Raw genomic sequence first — 20010 nt, forward strand, 5'->3', positions numbered from 1 at the left:
AACTCTGAGCGACTGCCGCCCGACCGGGGTTCCCGGCCCAGGGCCGGGGGTTCTCGCCCTGCCGAGCGTTCTCGCCGCCGGGGCGGGGCCCGGCCCGACGCTCTCGTCTGTCGCGCCCCAGGGGGCCGGGACCGGGGCGGCCGAGCCACCGGCACGGGCCGAGCGGCCTCCGGACAACCCCGGGCCCAGGACCCGTACCCGAGCAGGACGAGTCCCTGAACCACTGCCGGCGGGCACTGCCGTCAGGCCCACCGGGCGCGGGGCGCGCGCCCGCGATGCCCCGGCCCGGGGCTCTCGCCACGCCGAGCGCTCCCGCCGCCGGGGAACAGCCGGGCGGCGTGCGCCGGGGGCGCAACTCCCGTGGCGGGGGCGGGGGGTGTGGCTTGTGCGCCGGGGGGCGGGTGCGCGGATCGGGCCATGGCGCCCCGTACCACCGGACCACGGGGGCGGGTGCCCGATAGCCTGCGGCACGCAGGCACCGGCTGTGACGTGGGTAACACGGAGGCGCTGATGTTCGAGCTGTCGAGACGCAGGGTTCTGGGGACGGCGGGGGCGATCGGGGTGGGCACGGCCCTCGCCGCGCAGGGGCCGGCCGCCGGTGCGACGGGGCCGCCCCGGCGGGCGGGCGCGGCGCTGGATCTGACCCCGGCGCGGGCCGCCCTGCGGCGGCTGCTGCCGGACCACGAGGACCAGTTCCTGCTGCGGGACCTGAGCGGGCCCGAGCGGTTCCGGGTGACCGGGAGCGCGGGCCGGATCGAGGTGGCGGGGACCTCTGCGGCGGTGCTGCTGACCGGGGTGCACTGGTATCTCAAGTACACCTGCCGGGCGCATGTCTCCTGGTCGGGCAGCCGGCTCGACCTGCCGGCGAAGCTGCCCGCGCCGGCCCGCGCGCTGGAGCGGTCGGCGACGGTGCCGCACCGGTTCGCGTACAACGACACCCATGACGGCTACACCGGCCCGTACGCCGACTGGGCGCGCTGGGAGCGGCTGATCGACGTACTCGCCCTGCACGGCTGCAACGAGGTGCTGGTGACGACCGGGCAGGAGGCCGTCTACCACCGGCTGCTGATGGACTTCGGCTACTCGGACGAGGAGTCGCGCACCTGGCTGCCCGCGCCCTCGCACCAACCGTGGTGGCTGCTCCAGAACATGAGCGAGTACGGCGGCCCGCTCTCCCCCGCGCTGCTGGCGGCCCGGACCGAGCTGGGGCGGCGGATCACCGCGCGGCTGCGGGAGCTGGGCATGCGCCCGGTGCTGCCCGGCTACTTCGGCACCGTCCCGGACGGCTTCGCCGCCCGCAACCCCGGCGCGCGGACCGTCCCCCAGGGAAGCTGGAACGGGCTCCCCCGGCCGGACTGGCTCGATCCGCGCACCCCCGTCTTCGCCGAGCTGGCGGCGGCCTTCTACCGGCATCAGGAAGAACTCTTCGGCGAGGCCGACTTCTTCAAGATGGATCTGCTGCACGAGGGCGGCAGCGCCGGGGACGTCCCGGTCGCCGCCGCCGCGCGCGCCGTGGAGACCGCGCTGCGCACCGCCCGGCCCGAGGCGACCTGGGTGATCCTGGGCTGGCAGGCCAATCCGCGCCCGGCGCTGCTGGACGCCGTCGACACCAGCCGGGTGCTGATCGTGGACGGGCTCTCCGACCTGGACACGGTCACCGACCGGGAGAAGGAGTGGGGCGGCGCGCCGTACGCCTTCGGCACCATCCCCAACTTCGGCGGGCGCACCACGATCGGCGCGAACACCGACCGCTGGACGGCGAGGTTCACCGCCTGGCGGGACAAGCCGGGCAGCGCGCTGGTGGGCACCGCGTACATGCCGGAGGCGGCCGAGCGGGACCCGGCGGCGCTGGAGCTGTTCAGCGAGCTGGCGTGGCGCGAGGAGCGGATCGACCGGGAGGCCTGGTTCACGGAGTACGCGAGGATCCGGTACGGCGGGAAGGACGCGGCGGCCGAGGAGGCGCATCTCGCGCTGGCGGCCACCGCGTACCGGCTGACCAGCGCGGACGGCAGGCCGCACGACTCGCTCTTTCTGCGCAGGCCGAATCTGACCTCGGCGATCGGCACGGCCTTCGATCCGGCGGGCTTCGACCGGGCGTTCGCGGCGCTGCTGCGGGTGAAGGAGCCGCTGCGCGACTCCGACGCGTACCGCCACGATCTCACCGACCTCGCCCGGCAGGCGCTGGCGAACCGTTCGCGGACGCTTCAGCTCGCGCTGCGCTCCGCGTACGGCGCGAAGGACGTCGAGAGCTTCCGGGGGATCTCCGCGCTCTGGCTGAGGCTGATGCGGCTGGCCGACACCATGGCGGGCTGTCATCGGTCGTTTCTGCTCGGGCCGTGGCTGGAGGACGCCAAGCGGCTGGCGACCAGCCCCGCCGAGGCGGTCGAGCTGGAGCGGACCGCGCGGGTGCTGGTGACGACCTGGGGCGACCGGACGGTGGCCGGGCATTTGAGCAACTACGCCAACCGGGACTGGCACGGGCTGATCGCCGATGTCCATGTGCCGCAGTGGGAGGCGTTCCTGACGGAGGCGGCGACGGCGCTCGCCGAGGGCCGCGCGCCGAAGACCTTCGACTGGTATCCGGCCGAGGAGGCGTGGACGGTGGACCGGCGGGCGTATCCGGTGCGGCCCACCGGGGACGCGTACCGGGTGGCGACCCGGGTGCGGGACACCCTGGCGACCGCGCCGTACCAGGGGCACACGACGGTCTCGGCGGAGCCGGCCGCGCTGACCCCCGGCGGCTCGGCGACGGTGACGGCGAGCTTCCGCAATCTGAACGGTCTGCGCGCCTCCGGGCGGGTCGATCTCGCGCTGACGGGGGCCGAGCTGGCCCCCTCGCCGCAGGGTCCGACCGCGCTGCCGGGGGTGGCGGCGGGCGGCTCGGGGTCGGTGTCCTGGCGGGTGAGCGCCCCGGCCGAGCCGCTGGCGGAGCCGCTGCGGGCGCTCCCGTACGAACTGCGGGTGCGGTACGGGCCGCTCGGCGAGGACCGGGTCGCGGTCGTGCAGCGCGGGGCGCTCCACGTGGCCGCGCCGATGGCCGCCGGGTGGCGGACCTTCACCAGCAACGCGGCCGTCTTCGGCCAGCTCGGGGAGCGGTTCGCGGTCAATGGCGCGGGCAGTGACCTGTGGCGGGGGACGGCGCACTTCGGCACGGCGTACCGCGCGGGCGCGCTGACGCCGGGCGTGAGCGTGCTGCTGCGGGTGGACGCGCAGGAGAACACGTCGTCCTGGGCGCGGGCGGGGATCGTGGCGCGCGACGATCTGGCGGTGCAGGGCGGTCCGGGGTTCGTGAATCTCGCGGTGACCCCGGGGCAGGGTGTGGTGCTGTCGTACGACTCGAACGGCGACGGGACGCTGGATGTGTACCGGCGGGTGACGGGGGTGCGGGCTCCGGTGCTGCTGCGGCTGACCAGGGAGACGGGGACGGCGCTCACGGGCTCGCTCACGGGCTCGTTCACGGGCGCTTTCTCGGTGGACGAGGGGGTGAGCTGGCGGACGGTGGGGACCGTGAGCGTGCCGGGGGCGGGGGCGGCGCAGGACGTGGGGCTGTTCATGACGGCCTCGAACGGCGGGAGTGGGGCGCGGGGCACGGTGCGGTTCAGCGGCTGGGAGGTCGGCGTCGCCGCCACCGGGTGAGGTGAGGGTGCGGCCCGTTATGCGGGCCGCACCTCTGTCATCTCGCGCTACCCATCAGTACATTGACGACATGTCTAATACGCGGCCCGTACTGGCGGCCCGCCGGGTCTCCTTCGACTGGGCGGACACCCCGCTCCACTGGGTCCCCGGCGACCCGTTCACCACCCACACCATCAATGTGCTGCATCTGCTGCTGCCGGCCGGTGAGCGCTGGTTCGTCCAGGTGTACCGGCAGGTGCTGCCGCACATCACGGACGAGGAACTCCGCGCCGACGTCATCGGCTTCATCGGGCAGGAGGCCGTGCACGCGGGGGCGCACGACGAGGTACTCCCCCGGCTGCGGCGGCTCGGTCTGGACCCCACGCCCTACACCGCGCAGGTCGACTGGCTCTTCGAGAAGCTCCTCGGCGACCGGACCCTGCCGCCCGGCCGGGCGAGCCGCTGGTGGCTGTGGGAGCGGGTCGCGCTGATCGCCGCGATCGAGCACCACACCGCCTTCCTCGGCGACTGGGTGCTCAACGCGAAGGAGCTGGACCGGTGCGGCGCGGACCCCACCATGCTCGATCTGCTGCGCTGGCACGGGGCTGAGGAGGTGGAGCACCGCTCGGTGGCCTTCGAACTGTTCCAGCACGTCGACGGCTCCTACCGGCGGCGGGCGCGGACCTGGGCGACGGCCTTCTCCACGCTGGTCTTCCTCTGGCAGCGCGGGATCCGCTTCTTCATGGCCAACGACCCGACGCTGAACGGCGGGCGGGCGAGCCTCGCGCAGTTCCACCGCGCGGGCCGCCGGGGAGTGCTGCCCGCCCTTCCCGACGTACTGCGCTCCGGGCCGCGCTATCTGAGCCGGGGCTACCACCCCCGGGACGAGGGGGACACGGCCCAGGCCCTCGCCTATCTCGCCACGTCCCCCGCCGTGAACCGCACGGGCGGCACGGGCGGCATCGACCGCACGGGCGGCACGGACCGCGCCGACGGGGGCCGCTGAGATGCCGCCGCGCCCGCTCGCCCTCGCCCTCACCGCCGGAGCCGGGGCCGGGGCCGCGCTGCTCGCCCGGCAGGCCCGGCGGGCCCTGCGCCGCCGGGTCGCACGCTCCCCGCTCTGGCCGCTGCCCGCCCTGCCGGAGCCGGTCTCGGGACAGGGCCGGAGCCGGAGCCGGAGCGAAGTCAGGGGCACGGCCCGCCGGGTCACCGTCGTCGAGCGCACCGCCCCCGCCGAGGGCGTCGTACGGCTCCGGCTGGCCGGGGACGGGCCGGACGGGCTGCCGCCGTGGCGGCCGGGGGCCCATCTCGATCTGGTGCTCCCCTCCGGCCTGGTCCGGCAGTACTCGCTCTGCGGCGATGTGGCCGACTCCGCCGCGTACACCGTCGCCGTCCGGCTGGTCGAGAACGGCCGGGGAGGATCCCGCGAGATCCACGAGCGGCTGGTCCCGGGCGCCGAGGTGGAGATCCGGGGCCCGCGCGACCGCTTCCCGCTGGCCCCCTCCCCCGCGTACCACTTCGTCGCGGGCGGCATCGGCATCACCCCGCTGCTGCCGATGCTGTACGCGGCCGAGGCGGCGGGCGCGCGATGGCGGCTGCTGTACTGCGGACGCTCGCGCGCCTCGATGCCCTTCCTGGCGGAGCTCGCGGCGCTCGGCGGGGACCGGGTCACGGTCGTCGCCGGGGACGAGAGCGGAAGGCCGGAGCTGGGCTTCCTCGCCTCGCTGCCCAAGTCCACGGCCGTCTACTGCTGCGGTCCAGGCCCGCTGATGGACGCCGTCGCCGCACTGCTCCCGAAGGACCGGCCGCCCCGGCTGGAACGGTTCACCGCCGGTGGTCAAGGCGCCGGGGGCGCGTTCGAGGTCGAGCTGGGCCGCTCGGGGCGCACGGTCCCCGTCGCGGCGGGCCAGTCCGTGCTGGCCGCCGTGCTGACCGAGCTGCCGGACCTCGCGCACTCCTGCCGCCAGGGCTTCTGCGGCACCTGCCGGCAGCGGGTGCTGGCGGGCGAGGTGGACCACCGTGACGAGCTGCTCACCGACGCCGAGCGGGCGGAGCAGATGCTGATCTGCGTATCGCGCTGCCACAGCGGCGGACGGCTGGTACTCGACCTGTAGAACTGGTGCGCGGAGGCCAGTCGGTAGGGTATGCCCATGACGACCGGGGTACGCCGCAGGATGGGCGTCGAGGAGCGCAGGCAGCAGCTGATCGGTGTGGCGCTGGAACTGTTCAGCGCCCGCTCCCCCGACGAGGTGTCGATCGACGAGATAGCGGCGGCTGCCGGGATCTCCCGGCCGCTCGTCTACCACTACTTCCCCGGCAAGCAGAGCCTGTACGAGGCGGCGCTGCGGCGTGCCGCCGAGGAGCTGGCCACGCGCTTCGTCGAGCCGCGCGAAGGCCCGCTGGGCGCGCGGCTGCTGCGGGTCATGAAGCGGTTCTTCGACTTCGTGGACGAGCACGGGCCGGGCTTCTCCGCGTTGATGCGCGGCGGCCCCGCCGTCGGCTCCACCACCACGAACGCGATGATCGACGATGTCCGGCAGGCCGCCTACGAGCAGATCATGTCCCATCTGGACATCGCGGAGCCGCCGGTCCGCCTCACCCTGGTGGTGCGCTCCTGGGTCTCGCTGGCCGAGGCGACCGCGCTGCTCTGGCTGGACGGCCGGGAGATCCCCCGCGCCGAGCTGGAGCTTCAGCTGGTGCACGACTTCGCGGCGCTGTGCGCGGTGAGCGCGGCGTACGACGACGGCATGGCCGCCGTGGTGGTGCGGATCCTGGAGCAGGAGCCGCTGGAAGGCCCGTTCGGCGAGCTGGTGGGACGGCTGATGGCGATCGCGCCGACGGTGATGGAGCAGGTCGTCGCCGACGACCGTACGGCCTGAGCGCGGGAGAACGGCCCGGAACCCCTGAAGGCAGGGTCCCGGGCCGTTCCGCGCTGTCTCAGCCGCGCTGTCTCAGCCGCGCTGGAAGACGGCGACCGTCCGGGCGGGCACCGAGAAGGTTCCCGTCTCCTTCTCGTACGCCGATGACTTGACGGTCGCGTCCGCGCCGCTGGCCTGGACGGGGTGGAGCGCGTACCGCTCCCCGGCGGTCCCGGCGGGCCGCTGGGTGTGGCGCTCGGGCGTCGCGTTGAAGACGACGACCAGGTCACCGGCGCGCATGGTGATCACACCGGGGGTCTCGTCCGGGCCCGAGAGCGGGAAGGAGACCGCCGAGCGCACCTGTTCGGCGGTGGCCAGACCGAAGACCGGCTCGGTGGTGCGGATCTTCTGGAGATCCCGGTAGGCGGCGGACGCCCCGTCGATCTGCGGGCAGCCCACGGTGAGCGAGGAGGCGCCCAGCAGCGGCCTGCCGTGCTCCCACTTGTCCCGGTTGTCGGCGGCGGGCGGCAGCCCACGGCCGAAGCCGTTGCCGTCGCGGCACTCCCAGTGGATCGCGTTGAACCAGTCGCCGCTGTCGTAGGAATTGCGGTCGAGCGACTTGGAGCGCAGCAGATCGGTCCCGGCCTGGGAGAGCGCGGGCCCCTGGGAGAGCGTCGCCGTGGCCATGGCGAGGACCTGCGCCCTGGCCCGGTCGGCGGGCGAGGTGTCCTTGGGGAGCTTGAACGCGAGCGCGTCGTAGAGCGTCTCGTTGTCGTGGGCGTCGGCGTAGGCGAGCGCGTCGCCCGGGGCCTTCGCGTACCCCGCCGGGGCTCCGTTGTAGTCGATCTGGGAGCCCTTGACGGTGCGGCCCCGGCTGTCGGTGAGGGTGTAGTCGGCGAGATTGCCGGTCAGGCCGACCTTGATGAGGTCCTGGTAGTGCAGCAGCCGGGCGCGCTGCGCCGCGCGGTCGCCGTTGTCGGCCGCCGGGTTGGGGTCGGTGTAGAGGCCGGAGGCGAAGCCCTGGACGCCGGGGTCGGCGTCGAAGGGGCCGCCGCCGCGCACCGCGTCACGGGCCCGGTCGGAGAAGGTGGCGATGCCGGTGCCGGCCATGTTCTTCTGGGTGGCCTGGACGAAGCGGGCGTCGTCGGCGATCTCGCCGAAGTTCCAGCCCTCCCCGTAGAGGACGATCGACTTCCCGTCGACGCCGTCCCGGGCCAGGGTCAGCCGGTCCAGCGCGGCGCGGACGGCGAGCATGTTCGCCTTGGGGTGGTGGCCCATCAGATCGAAGCGGAAGCCGTCGACCTTGTACTCCTTCGCCCAGGTGACGACGGAGTCCACCACCAGCTTGCCCATCATCGCGTTCTCGGGGGCGGTGTTGGCGCAGCAGGTGGAGGTGGCGACGGAGCCGTCGGCGAGCAGCCGCTGATAGTAGCCGGGGACGATTCTGTCGAGTACGGACTTCTCGGACTGACCGGCGGCCACGGTGTGGTTGTAGACCACGTCCATGACCGTCCGCAGGCCCTGCCCGTTCAGCGCGGCGACCATCTCACGGAACTCGACGGTGCGCCGGGCGCCCTCGGGGTCGGAGGCGTAGGAGCCCTCGGGGACGGTGTAGTGCAGGGGGTCGTACCCCCAGTTGTACGCGTCCTTCGCGGCGCTCTCGGCGACGCAGGCCTGTTGTTCGGCGGAGTCGGGGGCGTACACCGAGAGGTCGCACGCGGGCTCTTTCCGGTCGGACGCGCGCTCGGGGATGGTGCCGATGTCGAAGGCGGGCAGGAGGTGGAGGTAGGAGGTTCCGCTGTCGGCGAGCTTCTTGAGGTGCTTGCTGCCCGCCGATGCGCGGTCGGTGAAGGCGCGGTACTGGCCGGGGTGTTTCGCCGTGCGGTCCGCGATGGAGAAGTCGCGGATGTGGAGTTCCTGGATCTGGGCGTCGCGCAGCGGGACGGCGGCGGGCTTCTTCAGCGTCCGCCAGCCCTTGGGGGCGAGCTTCGGGTCGGTGAGGTCGACGGCGACGCTGCGTACGGAGTCGGTGGTCAGGGCGGTGGAGTAGGGGTCGGTGACCTTGTTCACCACGGTTTTCCGCACACTGGGGGCCCAGACGGTGACCCGGTAGCGGTACGGCTCGCCGCGCCAGCTCCGGGGGCCTTTGGCCGACCAGACGCCGCTGGCGTCGTCGCGGCGCATGGGCACGGTCCTCCCGTCGAGTTCGAGGGCGACGGTACGGGCGGTGGGGGCCCAGAGGGAGAAGGTGACCCCGTCGGGGCCGAAGACCGGTCCGAGGGCGGTACGGGTGGCCCTGGCCGCGTACAGATCGTCGAGCACTCCGGCGGTCTGCACCCCGGTGGCGGCGAGCAGCGCGCCCGAGGCGTTGCGCTGGGTGGCGATGAGCTGGCCGCGCAGGGAGTCCCGTACCCGCTCGGCGTCGCGCGGGTCGACGGTGAACGCCGGGTACTCCTTGAGATGCGGGTACTTGGCGCGCTGGGCGTCGGTCAGCGCGGCGGGGGCGAGCCGCAGCCAGCGGCCCTCGTCGCTGAGCGCGCCGTCGACGACGGAGATGGGGCGGTCCGCCGCGTGGACGAGCTGCTGGCTGGTGGCCTCGGTGGCCTTCACCTTCCAGACGACGGTGTCGCGGTCGATCCACTGCGCCTCGGCCTTGCCGAGGTCGAGCGAGGGGACGGCACCGGCCTGCGGGAGCAGGGGCTTCGGCTGCCCGGAGAGCAGCCAGACCTCGTTGCCGTGGGTGGCGAGGTCGAGGGACTGGTCGCCGGGGAGGTCCTTCTCGTCGCCCTTGTGGAGGATGTGGCTGAGCGAGGTCGCGCCGGGTGCGAGGGGGACCTCGAAGGTCACTCCGTACGCGTCCTTGCGGACGGGCCTCAGCGGCTCGGCCCAGTCGGTGGGATTCGCCGCGCCGTTCCAGACGTGCAGGCCCCAGCCGTCGTAGTCGCCCCCGGGGCGCTGGTAGTGGATGACGGCCTTGCCCTTGTCCTGCGGCGGGTAGGTCCCGGCGGGGGCGGTGTCGCGCTGGCCGCCTTGACCCTGGGTGATCCAGACCTGGCCGGTGCGGGAGAGGTCGATCTCGCGCCGGGGCCCGTCGGGGATGCCGTCCTTCTCGACGGTGTACGGGAGCGTGGTCGCGCCCTCGGGGAGCTTGACCCAGGCGAACGCGCCATGGGCGTCACGGCCGGTGAAGGCGGCGGCGGTGCCCTGGGCGCGCAGCCGCCAGCCCTCGTAGTCCCCTTCGGGGCGCTGGTAGTGGACGACGGCCCAGTCGCGGTCGACGGCGACGGGCTTGGCGGGCGGGGGCGTCGCTCCGGCGGTGGTGGAGCCGGTGGCGCTGTCGGTGCGGCCCGCCGCGTCGACGACGACCGCCTTGTAGCGCAGCGGGGTGCCCGCCTTCACGGTGGCGTCGAGGTACTGGGTGACCCGGTAGGGGGCGTGGTCGGCGGAGCCGAGGGTGCGCCAGGGGCCGTCGCCGATCTGCGCGGCGAAGACGACCCGGCCTCCGGCCGCGCCGGGGTCGGCGTCGATCTCGACGGTGCCGGTGGCTCCGGGGGCGGGGGCCCTGAGGCTGAGCACGGGCTGTGCGGTGGGCTTCGGCCGCGCCTGGTCCGCCCTCAGTACGAGGGAGGTCAGGGCCGGGACGGTGACGGTGAGGCGGCCGGCCGCGTCGGTACGGGGTGTGGTGTCACCCCCTTGGCCGCCGTACAGCGTGTGGAAGGCGGTGTTCGGGGAGTCGGTGGTCAGCTCGACGGTCCGGGGCCCGGTGCCGCTGTTGACGGCGACGAGGTATTCGCGCCGCTCGGCCGCGTCGGTGCGGGAGTGGGCGTAGACCTGGCCTTCCGCGTACCGCTGCCGCTGGACTCCGTCGCGGAGCGCCGGGTGGGCCCTGGTCAGTCTCGACAGCTCGGCGATGGAGCGGTAGAGGGGGTGGCCGGTGTCGTAGGCGTCGGAGGCGTGGGTGCGGTCGGTGCCGAGCTGGTCGTCGTCGAGGTAGTCGGGGGTCCGGGAGGCGAAGAGGGTCTGGCGGGCGTCCTTGTCGCCGCCCGCTCCGGTGAAGCCCTGTTCGTCGCCGTAGTAGATGACCGGGTTGCCCCGGCTGAGGAACATCAGCTCGTTGGCGAGGCGGGCGCGGCGGGTGAGTTCGGCGTCGTCGGCCCGGGGGTTGTCCTGTTTGAGGAAGGTGCCGATGCGGCCCATGTCGTGGTTGCCGAGGAAGGTCACCTGCTCATAGGCGTTGGCCTTGTCGGTGGTGTAGCGGTAGTCCTGGGCGAAGACCTTGGCGAGCCGGTCGGCGGGGGCCTGCTGGGAGGCGACGGCGCGGGCCGCGTCCTGGAAGGGGAAGTCGAGGGTGGAGTCGAGCCTGCCCCGGGTGACATAGGGGGCGGTGACCGCCGGGTCGCCGGAGTAGACCTCGCCGAACATGAAGAAGTCGTCCCGGCCGCGCCGGGCGGCGTACTCGTCGAGGGCGGTGGCCCACTGGGTCCAGAACTCCATGTCGACGTGTTTGACGGTGTCGATGCGGAAGCCGTCGATGCCGAAGTCGCGGACCCACTTCTGGTAGATCTTCTCCATGCCCCTGACGACCTCGGGGCGCTCGGTCCACAGGTCGTCCAGGCCCGCGAAGTCGCCGTGCTCGGAGCTTTCGCCCGCGAAGGTGGAGTCGCCCCGGTTGTGGTACATCGTGGGGTCGTTGAGCCAGCCGGGGACCTTCTCCCGGTCGCGGGGGCGCGGGGTGTACGGGAAGGAGTCGGCGCCGACCTTGCCGGTGCGCCCGCCGTCGGCGGCGTCGAAGGGGCGTCCGGTGCGGTCGAGGTAGGGGTACGCGCCCTTGGGCTTGTAGCCGTACTTCTTCTCGGCGTAGTCGACGGTGTCGGCGGTGTGGTTGGTGATGACGTCGAAGAAGACCTTCATGCCCTTGGCGTGGGCCTTGTCGATGAGGGCCGTCAGGTCGGCGTTGGTGCCGAAGTGGGGGTCGACCTGGGTGAAGTCGGTGATCCAGTACCCGTGGTATCCGGCGGAGGCTTCCTTGCCCTCGCCCTGCACCGGGCGGTTCTTGAAGATCGGCGCGAGCCAGATGGCGGTGGTGCCGAGGCCCTTGATGTAGTCCAGCTTGCCGGTGAGCCCCTTGAGGTCGCCGCCCTGGTAGAAGCCCTTGTCGGCGGGGTCGTGCCCATGGCTGAGCCTGGAGCCGGTCAGTCCGCCCCGGTCGTTGCGGCGGTCGCCGTTGGCGAAGCGGTCGGGGAGGACGAAGTAGAACTGCTCCCTGGTGAGGTCGTGGCGGGCGGGTTCGGCGGCGAGCCGTGAATCCGAGGGCGGCTTGGGCGGCTTCTTCGCGTTCGTCGCGTTCATCGCGTTCATCGCGTTCATCGCGGGGTCGGCGAAGGCGGGGGCGCCGGGCAGCAGGGTGGCGCAGAGGGCGGCGGTCAGCGCGACCGCCGCCGTTCTGGGGCGTGTCAAGGGTGTCTCCAGTGCTGGGTACGAGAGCCTGTCTTACGCTTACGGCTCAGGCGCAGTTCTTCGCGCCGGCGTGGAGGGCGAGGGCGGTGCCGGGGGCCAGGGTGGCGGTGAGACGGCGGGAGCCGTCGACGGTCACCGGGCGGCGGGACTGGACGTCGCAGTAGGTCCCGGCGGGCAGCGAGGTCTGGAAGGTCCGGCTCAGCGGTGCGGTGGTGTGGTTGACGGCGAGATACGCCTTGTCGCCCCGGCCGAAGGCGATCCGGTCGCCGCCGTCGTCCCACCAGTCGGTGACGGGCTGTCCGTGGGCGGTGTTGCGGAAGGCGACCATGGCGGCGATCTCCGGCCAGGCGTGCTGGCACTTCCAGCCGTCGCTCCAGCAGGCCGTGACCCGGCCGCCGTTCGGCGGGCCCGCGTCCTTGTCGCTCCACTCGTAGCCGGAGTGGACGTCGGGCGAGCCGTAGGGCCAGGCCAGCATGAAGACGTTCGCGAGGGTGTAGGCGGAGCCGTCCTTGTAATTGAGGGTGTCGCCGAGGCGTTCGGTGTCGTGGTTGTCGACGAAGACCCCGGCCTTCGCGGACGGCAGATAGCCCCAGCCCTCGCCGTAGTTCCTCAGGTACGCGAGGTTCTCGCGCTGGAAGACCCGCTTGAGGTCGCGGGCGTAGCGGAACTCCTGCACATCGCCGCCGCCGAGATACTCGCCCGGTGACACGGCCTCTCCGTCGCCGTGGATCGCCTCCTGCTTCCAGTAGACATCAGGCCTGGTCAGCCGGGACTTGATGTTCGCGAGGTCGGCGGCGGGCAGATGTTTGGCCGCGTCGATCCGGAAGCCCTCGACGCCGAGGGAGAGCAGATCGTTGAGGTAGGCGGCGATGCGGCCCCGGACGTACTCCTCGCCGGTGTCGAGGTCGGCGAGGCCGACGAGTTCGCAGTTCTGGACCTGGTGGCGGTCGCGGTAGTCGGCGATCGCCGAGCGGCAGTCGTCCAGGTCGAAGCCGGAGTAGATACCGGGGTAGTGGTACTTGCTGTACGCGGAGCCTCCGGTGCCGGTTCCGTCGCCCGCCGCCATGTGGTTGATCACCGCGTCGGCGACGACCTTCACCCCGGCCGTGCGGCAGGTGTTCACCATGGCGGCGAAGGAGGCCCGGTCGCCGAGCCGGCCCGCGATCTTGTAGCTGACGGGCTGGTACGAGGTCCACCACTGGCCGCCCTGGATGTGCTCCTGGGGCGGCGAGACCTGGACGTAGCCGTAGCCGTCCGGTCCGAGCCGCTCGGTGCAGGCCCGGGCGACCGAGTCGAAGCGCCACTCGAAGAGGACGGCGGTCACGTCCTTCGGGCCGGGCGGCGCGGCCCCGGCCTCCCCGGCGGGGGCGGTGACGGCGATCGCCGCCCCGGCCGTCAGTGCGAGCAGGGCGGCGAGGGGTCGGCCGACCCCGGCTCTGGGTATGCCGGACATGTTTCCTCCTGCACAACGCTGTGCGTACGTGGGGGAAGTGCGGGTGTACCGGGTGCGGGTGTGCTCCGAAGCGCTCGCAGGCTTCTCTGAAAGTTGCTGATGGATCTTGCAGGTTCTTGCAGCAACTGCCCCGACCCGCCTGCCAGCAGACGGTAGGAGGCGTACTGACTGGAGGTCAACCCCTGGGGACTATCCGGGACATCTGTAGGACACAGGGAGGTCACAACATCGAAATCTTGCCGTTTTCTTTCTGCAAGGTCTTTCGCAAAGTCTTGCAAGACTGTTAGCTTCACGCCGCAGCAGCCCAGCCCGAGGACAGGCAGGGCCTGACCTCAATGGGGAGATCATGATGCGCAGAGGAATAACGGTCGCCGCGATCGCCGGCGTACTGGCCCTGACCGCCACCGCGTGCGGCGGCGACAGCGGCGGCGGGGGCGGGGACAGCAGCGGCAAGAAGGCCGCCGAGGACCCGCGGAGCGTGTCGGGCTCCATCACCTGGTGGGACACGTCCAACGAGGCCGAGGGCCCGACGTACGACAAGCTCATCGCCGCCTTCCAGGCCGAGTACCCGAAGATCAAGGTGAACCGGACCTCGGTCTCCTTCGACCAGGCGGAGCAGAAGTTCAAGACCGCCGCCCAGTCCGGCAAGGGCGCGCCGGACGTCATCCGCACCGATGTGGGCTGGTCCGCCGGGTTCGCCAACCTCGGCTATCTCCAGCCGCTGGACGGCACCCCCGCGCTCGACGGTGCGGAGGACTTCCTGCCCGGCCCGCTCTCCACCGCCAAGTGGAACAACGAGACGGTCGGCGTGCCGCAGGTGACCGACACCCTGGCCCTGCTCTACAACAAGAAGGTCTTCAAGGACGCCGGCATCGCCGCGCCCCCGGCCACCTGGGACGAGTTCATCGCCGCCGCGAAGACCATCAAGAAGAAGACGGGCGTCACCGGCACCCAGCTCAACCCCGAGGGCTACTTCTCGCTGCCGTTCCTCCACGGCGAGGGCGCGGACATGCTCGACGTCGACGGCAAGAAGATCACCGTCAACTCGGCCGAGGGCGTCAGGGCCATGGAGACCGCCCTGAAGCTGGCCGGGTCCGACGTCGCCCTCAAGCCCGCGACCACCGACGGCTATGTCGCGGCCCAGACCTCCTTCAAGGCCGGCGAGGTCGCCATGATCCTCAACGGGCCGTGGTCGGTGAGCGACAGCTACGCGGGCAAGGCCTTCAAGGACAAGGACAACCTGGGCATCGCCAATGTCCCGGGCGGCTCGGCCGGCAAGGCGGGAGCGCCCATCGGCGGCCACAACTACTCCGTCTACCGGGGCTCGAAGAACAAGGACGCCTCGTACCTCTTCGTGAGGTTCATGGCCTCGAAGAAGAGCCAGGAACTGACCGCCAAGGAGATCAACACGCTCCCGACGCGGAAGTCGGCGTACACCGCCGAGGTCACCGCCGACCCGGCGAAGAAGGCGTTCCAGCAGGCGCTGACCGTCGCGAGGCCCCGGCCGGTGATCCCCGGCGTCGGCGATCTCTTCGTCGCCTTCGACCAGCACTACGTGAAGATCCTGCGCGGCGACGTCTCCCCGAAGGACGGCCTCGACGCCCTCGCGAAGGAGTGGAACAGCAAGCTCCTGAAGGACTACACGACGACGACCACCGGCTGACGAGGCCCCGCAACCCACCGGACCCCCGGTCCGGCCGGACGGGCCAAGCGCGCCCCGCGGCGCGGGAACCGAACCCCGCGCACCCGCCCGGCCGGACCGGACGGCACCCGCCCTTCAGCGGTGCGCGAGCCCCCGCCCTTACGCGGTGCGCACGCACCGTCGGCCATCAGCCTTCAGCCATCGGAGAGAGATGAGCACCCTGACAGCCAGGACCGGACGGTCCTTCACCACCCACTGGTACGCGTGGGCCATGGTCCTGCCCGTGGTGGTCGTCCTCGCCGTGCTCGTCGGCTATCCGCTGGGCCGGGGCGTCTATCTCTCCTTCACCGACGCCGACGAGGTCAACATCGGCCGGACGATCGGGGACTTCTCCGTCCCGGCGACCTATCAGTTCGTCGGCCTGGACAACTACTGGAACATCCTCTCCGGCCAGGAGGGATCGTTCTACCCCCGGCTGATGTGGACCGCGGTGTGGACCGCGAGCTGCGTCTTCCTGCACTACACGATCGGCCTCGGCCTCGCGCTGCTGCTCAACCGGCCCATGCGCGGCCGCTCCCTCTACCGGGTGCTGCTGATCCTGCCGTGGTCGGTGCCCGCGTTCGTCGCCGCGTTCGCCTGGAAGCTGATGTACAACACCGACAACGGTGTGTTCAACGAGCTGCTCGGCAAAATCGGCATGGGCCCCGTCGACTGGCTCGGCGACCCCTTCGTCCAGAAGCTGTCCGTCATAGCCGTGAACACCTGGCTCGGCGTGCCGTTCATGATGCTCGCGATACTCGGCGGCCTCCAGTCCATCCCGCGCGAGCTGCACGAGGCCGCCGAGATGGACGGGGCCACCCCCTGGCAGCGGTTCTGGAGCGTGACGATGCCCGGTCTGCGGCCGGTCAGCTCCACCATCGTGCTGCTGGGCACCATCTGGACCTTCAACATGTTCCCGGTCATCTATCTGGTGATCGGGCAGGCGGGCGGCACCGAGAGCGAAATCCTCGTGACCTACGCCTACCGGCTCGCCTTCCAGGGCGTACGGGACTACGCGGGCTCCGCCGCCTACGGAATCGTGATCCTCTCGCTGCTCCTGGTCTTCTCCGTCTTCTACCGGGGCATGCTCAAGCGCCAGGAGGCCGCCAAGTGACCACCGCGGAAAAGGTGTCCGGGGCCGTCCGCCCCGCCGTCGCCGCCCGGCCCGCGACCAGGGCGCGCGGCAGGGCCGAGCGCTCCCGGGGAGCCTCCGTCGCCCTGCACGCCACCCTCGTCGCCGCCTGTCTCGTCGCGCTCTTCCCGATCGCCTTCATCCTCCTGGTCTCGATCCGGGGCGAGAGCGGCTGGACAGCCCCGCTGGAGATGACGGGCTTCACGCTCTCCAACTACGCCCATGTCCTCGGCGACACCGAGTTCCTCACCTGGATGCTCAACTCGATCGCCATCGCGGGCGGCACCATGCTGGTGGGCGTCCTCATCTCGGCGAGCGCCGGCTACGCGCTCTCCCGGATGCGCTTCCCCGGCCACGCGCCGCTGATGTGGACCTTCCTGGTCTGCCAGATGTTCCCGGTGGCGGTGCTGATCGTGCCGCTCTACAACATCCTCGGCGCGCTGGGGCTGCTGGACAGCCACGGCGGACTGATCCTCACGTACTGCTCGGTGTCCGTGCCCTTCTGCGCCTGGATGCTGAAGGGGTACTTCGACACCATCCCCACCGAGATCGACGAGTCGGGCCGGGTCGACGGACTCACCCCCTTCGGCACCTTCTGGCGGCTGATCATGCCGCTGGCGCGGCCGGGCCTGGCGGTGACCGCGTTCTACACCTTCCTCACGGCCTGGGGCGAGGTCGCCTTCGCGAGCCAGTTCATGAGCAGCGAGACCAAGTACACGCTCGCCGTCGGCCTCCAGACCTTCGTCGGCCCGCACCGCGCCGAGTGGGGCCTGCTGACGGCGTCCTCCGTGCTGATCATGGTCCCCGCCGGGCTGCTCTTCTTCTTCGCCCAGCGGCATCTCGTCGCCGGGCTCACGGCGGGCGGAACCAAGGGCTGACGGCGGCGACGGGCGCGCGCGGCACGGGCCCGCGCATCCGGCGGGCGTTGCCCGTCCACCCGCCGGGGGCAGCATCCCGTACAGCGGGAAGATCCCTCTTCATCCCGGAACGATGATGTATTTGACGACTTACAAGGGAACGTACATGACCCAGGAGCTCGCTCCCACCCTCAGCGACCAGCCCGCCGCCGCCTCGGCGGACTGGTGGCGGGACGCCGTCATCTACCAGGTGTACGTCCGTTCCTTCGCCGACGGCGACGGCGACGGCATCGGCGATCTGCGCGGCGCCCGCGAGCGGCTGCCGCACCTCGCGGACCTGGGCGTGGACGCCGTCTGGCTCACCCCCTTCTACGCCTCCCCGCAGGCCGACGGCGGCTACGACGTCTCCGACTACCGCCTGGTCGACCCGCTGTTCGGGAACGTCTCCGACGCCGAGGAGCTCGTCGCCGAGGCGCACCGGCTGGGGCTGCGCGTCATCGTCGACATCGTGCCCAACCACACCTCGGAGCAGCACGCCTGGTTCAAGGCCGCGCTGGCCGGCGGCCCCGAGCGCGAGCTGTACCACTTCCGCCCCGGGAAGGGCGAGCACGGCGAGCTCCCCCCGAACGACTGGGAGTCCATCTTCGGCGGCCCGGCGTGGACCCGTACCGGGGCCGGTGACTGGTATCTGCATCTCTTCGCCCCCGAGCAGCCGGATCTCAACTGGGACCGGACCGAGGTGCGCGAGGAGTTCGACTCGATCCTGCGGTTCTGGCTGGACCTGGGCGTGGACGGCTTCCGTATCGATGTCGCGCACGGCATGGTCAAGGCGGCAGGGCTGCCCGACATCGGGCTGCGCGAGCAGGCCAAGCTGATCGGCGCGCAGGTGCTGCCCTTCTTCGACCAGGACGGGGTGCACGAGATCCACCGCGGCTGGCGCGCCCTCCTCGACGAGTACCCGGGGCAGCGCATCGGCGTCGCGGAGGCCTGGGCCCCCAGCGCCGAGCGGCTCGCGCTGTACGTCCGCCCCGACGAGCTGCACCAGGCCTTCAACTTCCAGTTCCTGACCTGCGACTGGGACGCTCCGGCGATGCGCCGGGTCATCGACGAGTCGCTCACCGCGACAGCCTCCGTGGGCGCGCCCACCACCTGGGTGCTCTCCAACCACGATGTGGTCCGCCACACCACCCGCTACGGCGGCGGGGAGCGCGGTCTGCGCCGGGCCCGCGCGGCGGCGCTGCTCACCCTGGCGCTGCCCGGCTCGGCCTATGTCTACCAGGGCGAGGAACTGGGACTGCCCGAGGTGACGGAGCTGCCCGACGCGGTGCGCCAGGACCCGGCGTTCTTCCGGGGCGACGGCCAGGAAGGCCGGCGCGACGGCTGCCGGGTGCCGCTGCCCTGGTCGGGTACGGAGGCTCCGTACGGCTTCGGCCCCGGCGGGAGCTGGCTGCCGCAGCCCGATTCCTGGCAGGGGCTCTCGGTCGCGGCGCAGACCGGCGACCCGCGCTCCACGCTGGAGCTGTACCGCTCGGCGATCGCCCTCCGCAAGACGCTGCCGGGCCTCGGCGACGGCACGATGGAGTGGCTCCGGGCCCCCGAGGGCGTTCTCGCCCTCGGCCGTCCCGGGCTGGTCTGCACCCTGAACACCCTCGCGGCGGAGGCCGTGCTGCCGGTTCCGGGGCGGCCGCTGATCTCGTCGGCGGCGCTGGAGTTCAGCGGCGGCGAGGTCCGCGTCCCGGGCGACACCTGTGTCTGGTGGGCAGTCTGAGATGCGCCCGGTACAGTCCACCCCTGTGACCGCACCCGCACGACTGGCAGACATAGCGGCCCAGGCGGGGGTCAGCGAAGCGACGGTGAGCCGCGTCCTCAACGGGAAGCCCGGAGTCGCCGCGACCACCCGCCAGGCCGTCCTCGCCGCACTGGACGTCCTCGGATACGAGCGTCCCGTACGGCTGCGCCGACGCAGCGCGGGACTGGTGGGACTGATCACACCGGAGCTGGAGAACCCGATCTTCCCCGCCCTGGCGCAGGTCATCGGGCAGGCGCTGACCCGCCAGGGCTACACCCCCGTGCTCGCCACCCAGACCCCCGGCGGGTCCACGGAGGACGAGCTGACCGAGATGCTGGTGGACCGGGGGGTGGCCGGGATCATCTTCGTCTCCGGGCTGCACGCGGACACCACCGCGGACATGCGGCGCTATGAGCAGCTGCATGCCCAGGGGGTGCCGTACGTCCTGGTCGACGGCTTCTCCCCGAAGGTGCGCGCGCCGTTCATCTCGCCCGACGACCGGGCGGCGATGAAGCTGGCGGTGACGCATCTGGTGTCGCTGGGCCACACCAGGATCGGGCTCGCGCTCGGTCCGCGCCGCTTCGTGCCCGTCCAGCGGAAGATCGAGGGCTTCGTCCGGGCGGTCGGGGACCAGCTCGGTCTGGCGCCCGCCGTGATCGAGGCGGAGCTGATCCAGCACTCCCTGTACACACTGGAGGGCGGCCAGGCCGCGGCGTCCGCGCTGCTGGACCGCGGCTGCACGGCGGTGGTGTGCGCCAGCGACATGATGGCGCTGGGGGCGGTCCGGGCGGCGCGTCAGCGCGGTCTGGAGGTCCCGGACGACGTCTCGGTGGTCGGTTTCGACGACTCCCCGCTCATCGCCTTCACCGATCCGCCGCTGACCACGGTCCGCAAGCCGGTCCCCGCGATGGGGCAGGCCGCGGTGCGGACCCTGCTGGAGGAGATCCAGGGCGAGTCCGGGCCCGGCGGCGCGGGCGCCCCGCCCGCCCCGACCTACGGCGAGTTCGTCTTCATGCCCGAGCTGGTGGTCCGCGGCTCGACGGCCTCGGGGCCCGGGGCCCCGGCTCCGGTCCGTGTCTGAGCGGCTGCGCCGGACGCGGGACGGGCGGGTCCTCCGTAAGATGGAGCCGGTACGGCGGAAAACAGGGACCGAAGGATGATCAGACGG

At 72.1% G+C, this 20010-nt stretch carries 10 protein-coding genes and 1 pseudogene; 9 read left to right on the forward strand and 2 right to left on the reverse strand.

The annotated features are described in order from the left end of the window. The first annotated feature begins 510 nt into the window (after nt 1-510). The 4 genes from IE247_RS06160 to IE247_RS06175 all read left to right on the forward strand — a co-directional run bounded on the left by IE247_RS06160 (nt 511) and on the right by IE247_RS06175 (nt 6494). Nucleotides 511-3636 (forward strand): alpha-N-acetylglucosaminidase, encoded by a 3126-nt coding sequence (locus IE247_RS06160; protein ID WP_190122105.1) that lies wholly within the window; start codon nt 511-513, stop codon nt 3634-3636. 70 nt (nt 3637-3706) lie between these two features. Further along, complete coding sequence (locus IE247_RS06165) at nt 3707-4621, forward strand: metal-dependent hydrolase (protein ID WP_190121845.1); 915 nt, start codon at nt 3707-3709, stop codon at nt 4619-4621. Nucleotide 4622: 1 nt separating this feature from the next. Continuing rightward, nucleotides 4623-5729, forward strand: a complete 1107-nt coding sequence (locus tag IE247_RS06170; protein ID WP_190121846.1) for a PDR/VanB family oxidoreductase — start codon at nt 4623-4625, stop codon at nt 5727-5729. Between the two features lie 36 nt (nt 5730-5765). Continuing rightward, entirely contained in the window at nt 5766-6494 is a 729-nt protein-coding gene (locus IE247_RS06175) for a TetR/AcrR family transcriptional regulator (protein WP_190121847.1), read from the forward strand. Between the two features lie 72 nt (nt 6495-6566). Here IE247_RS06175 and pulA read toward each other — a convergent pair whose 3' ends face one another. Next, nucleotides 6567-11840, reverse strand: coding sequence for a pullulanase-type alpha-1,6-glucosidase (gene pulA, locus IE247_RS06180; protein ID WP_229868800.1), 5274 nt, complete (start codon nt 11838-11840; stop codon nt 6567-6569). 142 nt (nt 11841-11982) lie between these two features. Then, a pseudogene (locus IE247_RS06185) lies at nt 11983-13383 on the reverse strand (alpha-amylase); the annotation flags it as partial. A 349-nt stretch (nt 13384-13732) separates the two neighbouring features. On the opposite strand from IE247_RS06185, the gene IE247_RS06190 reads away from it, so the two are divergent. The 5 genes from IE247_RS06190 to IE247_RS06210 all read left to right on the forward strand — a co-directional run bounded on the left by IE247_RS06190 (nt 13733) and on the right by IE247_RS06210 (nt 19923). Continuing rightward, the gene (locus IE247_RS06190; protein ID WP_190121849.1) at nt 13733-15046 is read left to right on the forward strand and encodes an extracellular solute-binding protein; all 1314 of its coding nucleotides are present in this window, start codon (nt 13733-13735) and stop codon (nt 15044-15046) included. A 190-nt stretch (nt 15047-15236) separates the two neighbouring features. Next, a complete protein-coding gene (locus tag IE247_RS06195; protein ID WP_190121850.1) occupies nt 15237-16178 on the forward strand; it encodes a carbohydrate ABC transporter permease in 942 nt (313 codons plus the stop codon). Nucleotides 16179-16192: 14 nt separating this feature from the next. Further along, on the forward strand, nt 16193-17074 hold the full coding sequence (locus tag IE247_RS06200) for a sugar ABC transporter permease (protein WP_229868803.1): 882 nt from the start codon (nt 16193-16195) through the stop codon (nt 17072-17074). Between the two features lie 145 nt (nt 17075-17219). Beyond that, a complete protein-coding gene (locus tag IE247_RS06205; RefSeq protein ID WP_190121852.1) occupies nt 17220-18821 on the forward strand; it encodes a glycoside hydrolase family 13 protein in 1602 nt (533 codons plus the stop codon). A gap of 1 nt (nt 18822) precedes the next feature. Next, nucleotides 18823-19923: a LacI family DNA-binding transcriptional regulator gene (locus IE247_RS06210; protein WP_190121853.1), complete on the forward strand. Its 1101-nt coding sequence runs from the start codon at nt 18823-18825 to the stop codon at nt 19921-19923. Nucleotides 19924-20010: the final 87 nt, after the last annotated feature.

The sequence above is a fragment of the Streptomyces inusitatus genome (assembly GCF_014651115.1).
GTDB classification, from domain to species: Bacteria; Actinomycetota; Actinomycetes; order Streptomycetales; family Streptomycetaceae; genus Streptomyces; species Streptomyces amakusaensis.

Coding starts and splice junctions, on each gene's coding strand:
- IE247_RS06190 (WP_190121849.1), top strand. CDS start 13,733: ATGCGCAGAGGAATAACGGTCGCCGCGATCGCCGGCGTACTGGCCCTG.
- IE247_RS06205 (WP_190121852.1), top strand. CDS start 17,220: ATGACCCAGGAGCTCGCTCCCACCCTCAGCGACCAGCCCGCCGCCGCC.
- IE247_RS06165 (WP_190121845.1), top strand. CDS start 3,707: ATGTCTAATACGCGGCCCGTACTGGCGGCCCGCCGGGTCTCCTTCGAC.
- IE247_RS06170 (WP_190121846.1), top strand. CDS start 4,623: ATGCCGCCGCGCCCGCTCGCCCTCGCCCTCACCGCCGGAGCCGGGGCC.
- IE247_RS06210 (WP_190121853.1), top strand. CDS start 18,823: ATGCGCCCGGTACAGTCCACCCCTGTGACCGCACCCGCACGACTGGCA.
- pulA (WP_229868800.1), bottom strand. CDS start 11,840: ATGAACGCGATGAACGCGATGAACGCGACGAACGCGAAGAAGCCGCCC.
- IE247_RS06160 (WP_190122105.1), top strand. CDS start 511: ATGTTCGAGCTGTCGAGACGCAGGGTTCTGGGGACGGCGGGGGCGATC.
- IE247_RS06195 (WP_190121850.1), top strand. CDS start 15,237: ATGAGCACCCTGACAGCCAGGACCGGACGGTCCTTCACCACCCACTGG.
- IE247_RS06175 (WP_190121847.1), top strand. CDS start 5,766: ATGACGACCGGGGTACGCCGCAGGATGGGCGTCGAGGAGCGCAGGCAG.